The organism is Cryobacterium sandaracinum, assembly GCF_004403415.1.
GTDB lineage: Bacteria > Actinomycetota > Actinomycetes > Actinomycetales > Microbacteriaceae > Cryobacterium > Cryobacterium sandaracinum.
Map to the genome: position 1 here is coordinate 42079 of NZ_SOGO01000010.1, position 12596 is coordinate 54674.

Here is a 12596-nt window from a genome sequence, read left to right on the forward strand (position 1 = left end):
CCATGACGCCCCGGGCACGTTACTTGGTTCTGATAGGTCTTTTACGAAAGCTTGTATTTTGAGTTCGCTAACGCAATGGGTCGTCCAAAACATGAGTGTTATTGCCGCGCTCTTGGTCGCATTTCCGTGGGTAGTAGTGATACTGCCGAAGCTTGTGACGTCCATCGTCGAGGGCAGCCCCCTCGCATCGATCGTCGCGATCTGGTCGCTTGCATTTGGTTGTATTGCGCCGGTGGCTCTGGATCCCGGTTTTTATCAGGGCTTAACAACGTCCCCCTCCAACGCCTCGGCGTTGGCGTGGCAGCTGTTCCTTGCTGTCGCGATGCTGCTGTGTCTCGCGCTCGTTCTCGCTGTTCCGCAGAGGGGGTGGCGTACGTCTCGGGTCGCTCTCGCCGCGGTCGCGCTCTGGGGCGTGCTGGCCGTGAGTTCAATTATTCAAGGTCAGAACGTTATGAATCTTGGAATAACAATCGGCATCGCGCTCATCGTGGGAAGCAGCCAAGCAAGCTTCGAAAATCTGCTTTGGCATGGCAGGGCGATACTTCGAACCGCCATAGCGCTCTCGCTTGCTCTCTGGGCTTTGGCTCCGAATGATGTGATGCGGTCAGCGGTCGGAGGTGGACGCGACCTTCTCGGTATCGGTCAGCTGATGGGAGCCACGACTCACCCCAACGCGCTTGGACCAGTCGCTGCGGTTGCGTTTCTTATTGAAATCTTCAATCGCCCTCAGTCGCGCTATCGAGGGGTCTTCATGGTCGCTGCCTTGGTCTGTCTCGTGTTCGCTCAGTCGAGGAGCGGTTGGGCGGCAGCCCTTGTCGGGCTCCTCGTTCTTTGGGGAGCACGCGGCGAGGCCGCACATGCGCGGACGGCGCGGCTGGCCGTGATGGTCCCTGCCGGGCTGGCGACCGTTGGAGTGCTGTTGCTCGGGATTCAATCTATCGACGCAGATGTGCTGCTTTCAGGGCGTGTCCAAATTTGGACAACGCTATGGCCCTTGTTCCTGAGTTCACCCATTATTGGTCATGGAATTGAAGTTCTCTCTGTGGAGAACCGGTCAGGAATGGGATGGATCGTTTCAGAGCATGCTGGACAGGCGCACAATCAAGTCGTGCAGACGCTCATTGACAGCGGATTGTTGGGGGTGATTGCCTTGTGCACCTTGACCGCCGTGCTCTTCGGGCGAGCCCTCAACTCCACCACCATGAGCCGGCCCCTGCTGCTCGCCGTGCTTAGTGCAGGGGGCGTCGTAACGCTTGTGGAGGCACCACTCAAATCGCAGCTATCGGGCGTCAGCTTCGTAGTTATATTGATTCTCGCCTTGCTCAGTTCAAGAGAGGCGACTCCCGCTGGGGCATCCAGATATGAGCGGCCCGGCCATCCCGCCAGACGCCCTATCACTAGCGCGGGGCCCCTTCGAGCGGCCCGCGATATGCGGAAGCCTAGATCCGCGAGGAACTCCATTGGGCTGACGGGCCAAGCGTCAATGTCGAGTGCCACATGCACATAGCTGTCGTCGGCCCGTCGAACCCCGAAGAGTTCGCCTCGGACCTCGGGACCTATTCCTCCACCTTGTCCTTTCCCCAAGGGATGGGCGGCACCCCAGTCAATAGCCTCGTTCGGGAACTTCTGGATATGGGCCATCAAGTTTCCCTGATTACCGCCTCGGTGACGCCCAGTACTGTCTGGAGGGTAAATGGTGAGCGCTTATCGATCGCTGTCGTCCCCTATCGCTCGCGTTCTAGGGACAGGGCTCTTGACTTATTTCGGCAAGAGAAAAAGGCTCTGGCACTTGAAATTGCGGCATGCGATGCGGATGTATTTCACGCCCATTGGACCTACGAATTTGCCCAGGCTTGCCTTGATGCCCGCGCACAACCGCTGATCGTCACTGCTCACGACGCCCCTTTCACAGTTCTTCGCCACATGCCGGATGGATATCGTCTGATTCGAGCTTTCATGGCGTTGCGCGTTAGGGCATCTGTTGAAAACCTAACCGCAGTGAGTCCCTCTCTTGCTACGAGATGGACTCGGCAAATGCTCTACAGGCGCGAAATACCAGTGATCACAAACCCAGTTCCCAAGATGGAATTCCCGGCTACGAGAACGACCGCTCATCCCGTAATTGTCGATGTTTCAAGTTCTTCCCCCCTGAAGAACGTCAGAACTCTCCTTGCAGCGTTTTCTCTCGTACGCAGAAGGCATCCAGCGGCGGAACTGAGACTCGTCGGGCCGGGGCTTCAAAGCGGAGGCGAGATGGAGATCTGGGCGCTTAAAAAAGGCTTGGAATTCGGTGTGACGTTTGTTGGGCCAGCGAATCGATTCGGCGTTGCTTCAGAACTTAAGAATGCAACGGTTTTCTGCCACACCTCTCGAGAAGAATCTCACGGGATTTGCCTGCTGGAAGCGATGAATGCTCGCCTTCCTATTGTCGCGGGAATAGATTCAGGCAGTGTCGCGTGGACCCTTTTCGAGGGGGAGGGCGGTCTGCTGGTTGACGTGATGGACCCTGAGGTCGTTGCCGCTGCCATCTCCAAAACGCTGGAAGACCCAACAGGAACCGCTGCTCGAGTTGCTCGGGCTGAAGAACTCATGACCGCTCGATATTCCCCGCGGTTGATCGCGAGTCAGTACCTTCAAGAATATCAAAAGGTCGTGGCACTAGAACCGCGTTGAGAGGAGGTCCGATTTGGTTGGGGTGCTGAGAATTCAGGTAGCCTCACTGAGGGGTGTTGCCCGCATGCGGTGATCCGCGGGCCTGCGTTGGCGCAGCAAACCCACACGATAGAGAGAAGACAGAAATTGTCCGTGGATAGACTCCGCATTCTGTATGTTCCAAACGAATCGGGTTTGTCGAGGCAGGTTGGGTTCAGAAGGACCTTCGCAAACCTGTCTGAGGCGGGTTTGATCGAGGACGTTAGTATTTTCAGCCTGCAACTTCGTATTTCCAATGGTGGTGATCCAGAACGACATCGACAGGACCTTATAGCGCGAGTGCGGGACTTCCGCCCAAATGTTGTTCTAATGCAGCACCTGGGTGCTACTGGGCTCAGGCTCGATCATTTCCTAGCCATGCGGCAGACGTGTCAATTTGAGCTCATCTACCACGAGGCCGATCCCTATAGCCGATACTTACATCCACTGACTCACGAGGCTCGGGCAGCTGGCCGCGCCGCAGATGTCGTCTACACCGTAGGTTCTGGCGTCTTCGCTGACAACTTCCGGCGCAATGGGGCCCGTGACGTGCGTTGGGCGCCACATGTATTTGAGCCGGATCGAGCCCGATATGTGGGTGTTAGCGATGAGAGCAAGCGCAACTTCGACGTCGTAGTAGTCGCGAATCGAAACATACCCAGATTTCGGGGCCTTCCCAATTGGAAAGATCGCATTCAGTTCATCGCCAAGCTGCAGGAACGTTTCGGGGACCGACTCGCACTCTATGGGAGGGGCTGGTCTGGCCCGGGAGCAATGGGCCCTGTTGACTCAGCTCTGCAACATGACGCGATTCGATCTGCTTGGATAAGCGCAAACTGGGACCACTTCGCGACCGAGCCACGTTACTTCTCAGATCGACTCCCGATTTCTCTAGCTGCGGGGTCGATACATGCGACAACGCACCACGCGGGTTACGACGAACTGTTCCCTCCCAGTACCAACGAGTTTCTAATCTTCGGCAAGTCTCAAGAGGGTCTTGTCGACTCGATCGAAAGAGTCCTCACGGAGACAACGCCGGCTGAACGACTCGAGGCGGGCAGAAAAGCCCAGAGTTTTTCCCAGGCTCTCTATCGGCAGGATGATCAAATCGTTAAATTCCTGAACTACAAAAACACCCGAGTTGATCCGATTAAGGCTTCGGCTGCATGGGACCCTGATTCTCTCTCCCTGCACAGCACCTGATGCGGTGTAGCAATTCCATAGCTAGGTGGCACCTGGCTCCTGAAAGCTCTGATCGTGCAAATCGGTGGAACTTCGGATTGCCGGCACATTGCGAACCTTCTGTTCAGGGGAAAGGGCTGGTCCTTCGTCTTACACCTCTCGACTTAGTCCTTGAGGGACCCGAGTTCGCGAGACAAGATTGAGTACCGGCCGGAGGCTCCTAAGAGGTGCGGCTTGGATATATGGGGCGCAGATAGCAACAATAGTGACGCAATTCGCGTATGCAGCAGTCACCTCTCGGCTCGTAACTCCTGCTGGATTCGGCGCTTATGCTGTCGCGCTAACTGTCACAGGGCTCGTGACGCTCCTCGCGACTGGCGGCCTTGGGCAAACAGTTTCGAGGATGCTGGATCTCAACCGGGATCGACTGCGCGCTCTGGTTAGCTATGCGTTGATTCTTGGTGGAGTCGGAGGATCGGCCCTCTATTTCAGCGCGCCATTTTGGACTTGGTTGTGGGGTGTCGACGAGGCATTGGAGCCGATCAGATGGCTTTCTATCATTGGATTCGTAAGCCCATTTATAGGCCTCTCGACTGGCTTGATGGCGCGTTCAGGCAAATTCAGACAATTGGCTTTGATCACCGTTGCAAGCAACGTGATGGGTATGGCAGTGGGCGCAATTGCGGTCATGACTTGGCAATCTGCGAGTTCTCTTGTTGTCTCCGGGGCTTTGGCGCAGCTTCTCATTCTCGGAGGATCGTTGTTTGCAACGGACAGGCAGCTCCTCGGTCTCGCGAAGCTTAAACATGGACACGGAGACATAGGGTTTAGTGGAAAGCTCATGTTTGCCAGCTTCTTGAGCTATTTGACTGGCAACATAACCAAGTTCAGTTTGACCAGAGCGGTTGGTGCGGCGACTTTAGGCCATTGGAATCGCGCTGAAGTCGTGTCCGTCATTCCGTTCCAGCACATTCAAAATGCCCTGATTAAGGCTGCGTATCCGGAATTTAGGCATGACATTGCAGATGCGCATCGCGCGAAAAGAGTTTGGACCGACATGCTCATTCTCACGGCCTGGATCGCTTTTGGGTTGAGCGCCTGTGGTGCAGCACTAATCCCTCCTCTCGTGCCGGTTGTTTTTGGACCTGGCTGGGAAATAGCTGCTTCGCTGGCCGGCCCGCTGGCCATCGCTGGGGGGCTTCAAATAGTCACAACTTTGTTGGCGAGTGGGATCGAAGCTCTGGGCCGTTTTCGCTGGGTGTGGTCGACCGACGCTATTCTCATCTCGCTCCAAGTGGGTGCCGCTGCCCTTATATTCTTATACGAAGACATCTTCGTTGCCATTGTTGCGATCTTTCTAACGAATATAGTTCGCCATGCATGGCAAGTGTGGCTCGCGGGACGGGGTGGCTATCTCAACGTTCCACGTTTGCTTCAAAATTATCTTCTAGCTGCGAGCGTCTCAGCCTCGCTCGGCGCGATCATCTGGGCGATAGTAAAACTGGCGTCAATGTCGGGAGATCATCCAAGTGAATGGTTCTGGACACTTTCCCTAGCTGCCGTTGTCGTGTTTGCACTCTTCATATTCAGGGAGAAAATCCCCGCTGTCGTAATCGCGAGGCAGTACGGCTTTATCCCCAAGCGTTCGTCGCAGTGAGCTTGCGACCACGGGCCAAGCTCGAGTTGAACAAGCCAGTGGTGCCAGCTTCGAAGAATTAACCGAATACCAAATACCGAATACCGAATACCGAATACCGAATACCGAGTACCGAGTACCGAATTGTCGAAACGATGGCCGTCTGTGCCAGCCGCACTGAATCACACCAGATCATTGCGGCTGGACTTCGGGCGCCCTTGGCAGTTGTCACGATCGGGTCAAACCAGGCGAGGCGGCCACCATCGATCGATATGATTATCTGGTCAGGGGTTTGGCAGCAGATGACCGCACAAGCGGTCGATCCCTGCCCGCTAAGGAAAAAGGAACTCTATGGCAAAGCGCGCATTCATCACCGGTATTACAGGTCAAGACGGCTCCTACCTTGCCGAACTGCTGCTTTCAAAAGGCTATGAGGTGCACGGGCTGATTCGTCGTGCGTCGACGTTCAACACGTCGCGTATTGATCACCTGTATGTGGATCCGCATGACCCGGCGGCCAAGTTGTTCCTGCATTACGGTGACTTGAGCGATGGCAGCCGTCTGGTGACGTTGCTTGCTGAGATCAAGCCGGATGAGGTGTATAACCTTGCCGCGCAGTCTCATGTGCGGGTGTCGTTTGATGAGCCTGAGCACACGGGGGACACGACCGGGATGGGCACCATTCGGTTGCTTGAGGCGGTGCGGATGTCGGGCATTACGACACGCTTCTACCAGGCGTCTTCATCCGAGATGTTTGGCGCTACCCCGCCGCCGCAGAATGAGGAGACGCCGTTTTACCCGCGTTCCCCGTATGGTGCGGCGAAGGTGTACAGCTACTGGATCACGAAGAACTACCGTGAGGCCTACGGCATGTTCGCCGTCAATGGCATTCTCTTCAACCATGAGTCCCCGCGCCGCGGCGAGACGTTCGTGACGCGCAAGATCACCCGTGCGGTCGCGGCGATCAAGGCCGGCACGCAGGACCACGTGTATCTCGGTAACCTGGACTCGATCCGGGACTGGGGGTATGCGGCGGAGTATGTCGAGGGCATGTGGCGCATGCTGCAGGTCGATGAGCCCGATGACTTCGTTCTCGCCACCGGCGGCAACTTCACCGTGCGCGAATTCGTTGAGACGTCGTTCAGCCACGCAGGGCTCAACTGGGAGGACCACGTTCGGTTCGACGAGCGGTACCTTCGCCCGACCGAGGTCGATGCGCTCGTGGGTGACGCTTCCAAGGCTGAAGCCAAGCTGGGCTGGAAGGCCACTGTCGATACCGCTGAACTGGCTCGCATCATGGTTGACGCTGACATCACGGCGCTGCGGCATTCCGGCAGCCGGTGGATCGATGAGGTCAAGCTTGCGAGTTGGGGCACTGCCCCCGTCAGCGTCGGAGCGAACTGACGATGGCTATCGTTGCAGCCTCCACTGCTGGCGACCGGGAGCAGGATTCCTTCGTTCCGGCGGCGTTGGAGCGGGCTTCCCGGTTCTATGTGGCGGGCCACCGCGGCCTCGTGGGTTCCGCGATCTGGCGTCACCTCGAGGCTGAAGGGTTCACGGACCTCGTCGGCCGGTCATCGGCCGAGCTGGATTTGAAGGACCGAGACGCGGTCTTCGCATTCTTCGCCGAGACCAAGCCACGTTACGTCGTTCTCGCCGCCGCGAAGGTGGGTGGCATCCTCGCCAACAACACCTACCCGGTGGATTTCCTCAGCGACAACCTGCGTATCCAGGTCAACGTGCTCGATGCGGCCGTGAAGTATGGGGTGGAGCGGTTGCTGTTCCTGGGCTCGTCCTGCATCTACCCTAGACTAGCGCCGCAGCCGATCCGGGAAGACTCTCTCCTGACTGGGCATCTCGAGCCCACGAATGACGCGTATGCGATCGCGAAGATTGCGGGTATCCTCCAGATTCAGGCTGTGCGACGCCAGTACGGACTTCCCTGGATCGCAGCGATGCCGACGAACCTCTACGGCCCCGGAGATAACTTTTCGCCCACGGGTTCGCATGTGCTGCCGGCGCTCATCCGCCGGTACGACGAGGCCGCGAAGTCGGGTGCGCCGAGTGTGACCAACTGGGGTACTGGCACTCCGCGACGTGAGTTCCTGCACGTTGACGATATGGCGGCGGCTTGCCTGCACCTGCTGGAGAATTACGACGGGCCGGAGCAGGTCAACGTGGGCACCGGGAGTGACGTCACGATCCGTGAGATCGCGGAGACCGTGGCCCGGGTGGTCGGGTTCACCGGTGAGACAGAGTGGGACACCACGAAGCCAGATGGCACCCCGCAGAAGCTGCTCGACGTGTCCAAGCTCGCCCAGGCAGGCTGGACGGCGCAGATTGGCCTTGAAGACGGGCTGCGCTCAACCGTGGAGTGGTATCACGACCACGCGAACTCAATCAGGCAGTAGCAGGGGTGTCGGCCAACCGTTGTGGGTGCGAGCGATGGCGACATTGGTCCAATCGGTCGCGCAGTCGCAAATAGGCTGAACCTTATGGAAGACAACGCATGAAGATTTCAGTTATCGGCTGTGGCTACCTTGGGGCGGTGCATGCTTCGGCAATGGCCGAACTCGGGCACGACGTGGTGGGCATCGATATCGACGCCCACAAGATCGAGCAGCTCGCCGCGGGGAAACCGCCGTTCTACGAGCCGGGCTTACCTGAGATCCTGACGTCGGCCATGGCCTCGGGCCGGCTGCGCTTCAGCACCGACATCGCCGAGGCCGCCGGCGCTGAGGTGCACTTCATCGGCGTCGGCACCCCTCAGAAGGCCGGCAGCCACGCTGCCGATCTCACCTACGTTGACGCTGCCATACAGTCGCTGCTGCCTCACCTCGCCGCCGGAGACCTGGTTGTGGGCAAGAGCACGGTGCCGGTTGGCACCGCGGCTCGCCTTGCCGCCGTGATCGAGGCTTCCGGCAGCGGCGCGACCCTCGCCTGGAACCCCGAGTTTCTGCGCGAGGGCTTCGCCGTGAAAGACACCATTCGCCCCGACCGGCTGGTCTACGGCGTTGCGCCCGGCGAGGCTGGCGAGCAGGCGACGGCCTTGCTGAACGAGGTCTATGCCTCGGCTATGGCCGCGCAAACGCCCCTGATCGTCACCGACTACGCCACCGCCGAGCTTGTGAAGGTCTCGGCGAATGCGTTTCTTGCCACCAAGATCAGCTTCATCAACGCTATGTCGGAGATTGCCGATGCCTCTGGGGCGAACATCACCGAGCTCGCCGACGCCATTGGCTTCGACGTGCGCATTGGCCGCAAGTTCCTCAACGCCGGCGTCGGGTTCGGTGGCGGCTGCCTGCCCAAGGACATCCGAGCGTTCACCGCTCGAGCCGAAGAACTAGGGCGGGGAGACTCGGTCGCCTTTTTGAAGGAGGTCGACGCGATCAACCTGCGGCAGCGGCAGCGGGTCGTTGCCATGACCCTGCAGGCTCTGGACAAGCCCGTTTACACCGCCAAGGTGGCCGTGCTGGGGCTGAGCTTCAAGCCGCACTCCGATGACGTGCGCGACTCGCCAGCCCTGGACGTGGCCGTGCAACTGCGGGGTCTCGGCGCCGATGTGGTGGCAACGGACCCGCAGGGAATTGAGAACTCGCGGTTGCGGCATCCGCAACTCACCTACTCGACCAGCATCGAGGAGACCTTGCGTAACGCGGACGCGGTAGTGCTGGTCACCGAGTGGGCCGAGTTCAAGCAGATCGACCCGGTCTCGGCGGCCACACTCGTGCGTGTGCCCATCATCATCGACGGCCGAAACACTCTCGACGCTGCCGCTTGGCGCGCTGCGGGCTGGACATACCTGGGACTCGGACGGCCGTAATGGCTGGCCTATCTCATTCCTCGGTGACGAAGCCGAAACGCCGAGGGCTACGGATTGTTGTCATCGCTATCGTGGCAGTGTTTCTTCTCGTTGTCGGCGCTGTGGGTGTCTATGCGTGGAGCCTGAGCAACACGTTTGACACCCAGACAGTGAAGATTCCGGATGTCTTTCCCGACGAGACGTCGCGCCCGACGGTGCCACCTGTTGATGCGTCGAGCGGGCAGAGCACGAGCGGGCAGAACATCCTCCTACTCGGCTCTGACACCCGCGGTGCCAACGACGGGTCCATCGCTGACCTGACCGGCCAGCGCTCGGACACCATCATGGTGGTGCACGTGCCGGCGGACCGCGAGAACATCTTCGTCATGTCGGTTATGCGTGACAGCTGGCTCGAGATTCCGGGCCGTGGCAAGGCCAAGATCAACGCCGCCATGTCTTATGGTGGAGTGCCACTGGCTGTGCAGACCGTTGAAGGTCTGCTGGGTGCGCGCATCGACCATGTAGCCATTGTCGACTTCACCGGTTTCAAGGGCATCACAGATGCACTGGGCGGCGTCGACATCGACAATCCGATCGGATTCGACTCGTCCCATCTGAAGGGGCGTTACTTCGCCGAGGGAACCCACCTCTTGAACGGTACGGAGGCCCTGGCCTTCGTGCGGGAACGCTACGCATTCTCTGACGGCGACTTTCAGCGCGCACGCAACCAGCAGGCATTCATCAAGGCCGTTCTCGGCAAGTCGCTGACAGCGGAAACCCTCACAAATCCGGCCAAGATTAGCGGCCTGGTCGGGGCGATTGCTCCCTATCTTGCCGTCGACGACGGGTTGGACTCGGCGTACGTGGCCGGTTTGGCCGTGGAACTTCGCGACGTGCGCGTGGGCGACGTGACGTTCTTCACTCTGCCGACGACGGGCACTGGCACCTCACCGGATGGACAGTCGATCGTCGTTATCGATCAAGACAAGTTGAAGGCTGTGCAGAAGGGGTTTCAGACGGGCACTCTAGATGCGGTCCAGCCGGAGTTGCAGCCGGCGGGTTGACGGGCCACGGGCCTGTTCGGTGCAGGTCTTCCTCCTTAGCCGCGGCGGGTCTATGGTGGCGGCACCGCTGACCCGGGCGGGGCCGAGGAGGCAACCCGATGCCTACGATTTCGTTACGCTTTTCCTTCCTTCAATGGCGTCTCAACAGGACCAACCGCTGTCTTCAATGTTCGCGGCCGATCTGCGACCCGAGCCGCAAGTACTGGTGTTCGGACAAGTGCGACGAAATCGCAGCCCGGCAACTGCGCTGGTAGGTATAACTCGCGTGCAACCAGTGCGGTCGCCCCAGAGTTTTTGCGCGCGTTGGCAGATACGGGGCGAATGGCCGGCATGGGTTAGCGTACGTAGGTGACTGATTCAACCGACGACCGCGCCGCCGCTCACGCCCGACCTCGGGGGGTAAAGAGCCGTCACCGCCGGGTTCTGATCACTCTCGCTGTGCTCATCGGACTCGTCGTTCTGCTCGGTGCCGCCGGGGGATGGGCCGGGTCCCGGGCGCTGACTGCCAAAGCAGAGCTCGAAAAGGCGCAGACCCTCGTGGGTGCCCTGAAGACCCAGGCCACGGCCATGGACTTCGCGGCTGTCGGTGACACAGCTACGAAACTCTCCGTCGCCACGAGCAAGGCTGTCGATCAGACTCATGACCCGCTCTGGCGGACTGCGGAAATCGTTCCATTCATCGGCACCAACTTCACGGCCGTGCGCCGGATGGCAGAGGCCATCGACGTAGTGGCGCAGGATGCGGTCGCGCCGATCGCCTCAGTGGCGTCAGGCCTGAGTGCCGCGTCGCTGAAGCCCGTTGACGGAAAGATTAACCTCGGGCCGATCGTGGAGCTGAACACAGCCCTCGCCACGGCGAGCACCGCGCTCGATTCGGCGGCGGTAGCTGTTGCCGATATTGAACTCGACGGCACCATCGAGCAGATCAGCGCGGCCGGCACCAAGCTCTCGACCATGCTCGACGGCGCGGCGACTAGCGTGAGGGACGTGAACTCGTTCACCTCGGTGGCACCCGACATGCTCGGAGCCTCGGGGCCACGTACCTACATTCTCGTTTTCCAAAACCTAGCTGAGACAACCGCGCTCGGTGGCACTGCCGCCGCCCTGACCGAGGTCACCGTGCTCGACGGCAAGATCAGCATCGGCCGCCAGGCGTCTAGCCAAACCTTCCTGAAAGACGCCGTGAGTCCGGCGATTGGAGAAGACGCCAAAGTCTCTTCGCTGTTCACCTCGCTGATGTACACCAGACTGAACCTCGCGACCAGCCGGCCCGACTTCCCCACCGCAGCCGAGATCGCGCAGGCGTTCTGGCAACGGGACGTCGGCGGAACCGTCGACGGAGTAATCTCGATCGACCCCGTCGCTCTGGCGCACATGCTGGGCGCTACTGGCCCGGTCACGATGAGTACCGGTGATGTGCTCTCGAAGGACAACGCCGTGGCCCTGCTGCTGAACGAAATCTACTTCCGTTACCAGGGCCGGGATGGGCCTGACCAGACCGACGCTTTCTTCGCCGAGGCCGCTAAAACCATGTTCGACGCCGTGACGAACTCGCAGGCCGAACCGCAGACCATGTTGAAAGCCGTCACCCAAGGTGTCAGCGAGCACCGCATCATGGCGTGGAGCGCCCACCCCGAGGAGCAGAAGATTCTCGAAGGCACCCCCATCGCCGGCATCCTGCCCACAACCAACGATGAGTCGACCACCACGGGGGTATTCTTCCGGGATATGTCGGCATCGAAGATGGACTTCTACCTCGAAACCGGCGCGACGCTCAGTACGGATGTCTGCACCGCGGCGACCCCGACCTTCACCACGACGGCCAAGCTGCACTCCACCCTCACGCCGGAACTTGCGGCGGTGCTTCCGAGCTACGTGGCCAGCGGCGCGTGGGGCGTCAAACAGTTCCGCACCGAGGTCTTCGTCTATGGGCCTCCCGGCACGACCTTCGTGTCGTCGTCGATCGACGCCGTCGACGGGGCCGGTCTGGAGACCACCACCGACGACCTCGGCCGGCCCGTGGCACGGTTCTCGGTCATGCTGACCCCCGGTCAGACCAGCGCGGTCACGGCCGTCTTCATTGGCCCCGCCGGCACCTACGCGGCACCGGAACTGCGCACGACGCCGATGCTGAACCCGACCGCGGTCACGGTCGACGCCCCCGGCTGCAGTACCGCGAAGTAGACAAGCGGGTGCACGGATAACTGAGCGGCTCACCGAT

General features: G+C 59.9%; 9 protein-coding genes. All 9 read left to right on the forward strand.

All coding sequences use genetic code 11. The annotated features are described in order from the left end of the window. Nucleotides 1-91: 91 nt before the first annotated feature. The 9 genes from E3T25_RS03170 to E3T25_RS03205 all read left to right on the forward strand — a co-directional run bounded on the left by E3T25_RS03170 (nt 92) and on the right by E3T25_RS03205 (nt 12559). Nucleotides 92-1507, forward strand: a complete 1416-nt coding sequence (locus E3T25_RS03170) for an O-antigen ligase family protein (protein ID WP_134372122.1) — start codon at nt 92-94, stop codon at nt 1505-1507. Continuing rightward, on the forward strand, nt 1498-2673 hold the full coding sequence (locus E3T25_RS03175) for a glycosyltransferase family 4 protein (protein ID WP_134372124.1): 1176 nt from the start codon (nt 1498-1500) through the stop codon (nt 2671-2673). The genes E3T25_RS03170 and E3T25_RS03175 overlap by 10 nt, the downstream gene beginning before the upstream one ends. 396 nt (nt 2674-3069) lie before the next feature. Next, a complete protein-coding gene (locus tag E3T25_RS17860; RefSeq protein WP_420898220.1) occupies nt 3070-3894 on the forward strand; it encodes a glycosyltransferase family protein in 825 nt (274 codons plus the stop codon). 178 nt (nt 3895-4072) lie between these two features. Further along, nucleotides 4073-5530, forward strand: coding sequence for an oligosaccharide flippase family protein (locus E3T25_RS03180; protein ID WP_134372126.1), 1458 nt, complete (start codon nt 4073-4075; stop codon nt 5528-5530). 330 nt (nt 5531-5860) lie between these two features. Next, nucleotides 5861-6913, forward strand: coding sequence for a GDP-mannose 4,6-dehydratase (gene gmd / locus E3T25_RS03185; protein WP_134372128.1), 1053 nt, complete (start codon nt 5861-5863; stop codon nt 6911-6913). A 2-nt stretch (nt 6914-6915) separates the two neighbouring features. After that, a complete protein-coding gene (locus E3T25_RS03190; protein ID WP_134372130.1) occupies nt 6916-7920 on the forward strand; it encodes a GDP-L-fucose synthase family protein in 1005 nt (334 codons plus the stop codon). Between the two features lie 98 nt (nt 7921-8018). Further along, nucleotides 8019-9332, forward strand: a complete 1314-nt coding sequence (locus tag E3T25_RS03195; RefSeq protein WP_134372132.1) for a UDP-glucose dehydrogenase family protein — start codon at nt 8019-8021, stop codon at nt 9330-9332. A 23-nt stretch (nt 9333-9355) separates the two neighbouring features. Beyond that, complete coding sequence (locus E3T25_RS03200; RefSeq protein ID WP_166784519.1) at nt 9356-10375, forward strand: LCP family protein; 1020 nt, start codon at nt 9356-9358, stop codon at nt 10373-10375. 348 nt (nt 10376-10723) lie between these two features. After that, on the forward strand, nt 10724-12559 hold the full coding sequence (locus tag E3T25_RS03205) for a DUF4012 domain-containing protein (protein WP_134372136.1): 1836 nt from the start codon (nt 10724-10726) through the stop codon (nt 12557-12559). The last annotated feature ends 37 nt before the right edge of the window (nt 12560-12596 follow it).

What these genes read in the sequence shown, in the direction of transcription:
- E3T25_RS03190 (WP_134372130.1), top strand. Translation starts at nt 6,916, where the DNA reads ATGGCTATCGTTGCAGCCTCCACTGCTGGCGACCGGGAGCAGGATTCC.
- E3T25_RS03170 (WP_134372122.1), top strand. Translation starts at nt 92, where the DNA reads ATGAGTGTTATTGCCGCGCTCTTGGTCGCATTTCCGTGGGTAGTAGTG.
- E3T25_RS03175 (WP_134372124.1), top strand. Translation starts at nt 1,498, where the DNA reads ATGCACATAGCTGTCGTCGGCCCGTCGAACCCCGAAGAGTTCGCCTCG.
- gmd (WP_134372128.1), top strand. Translation starts at nt 5,861, where the DNA reads ATGGCAAAGCGCGCATTCATCACCGGTATTACAGGTCAAGACGGCTCC.
- E3T25_RS03195 (WP_134372132.1), top strand. Translation starts at nt 8,019, where the DNA reads ATGAAGATTTCAGTTATCGGCTGTGGCTACCTTGGGGCGGTGCATGCT.
- E3T25_RS17860 (WP_420898220.1), top strand. Translation starts at nt 3,070, where the DNA reads ATGCGGCAGACGTGTCAATTTGAGCTCATCTACCACGAGGCCGATCCC.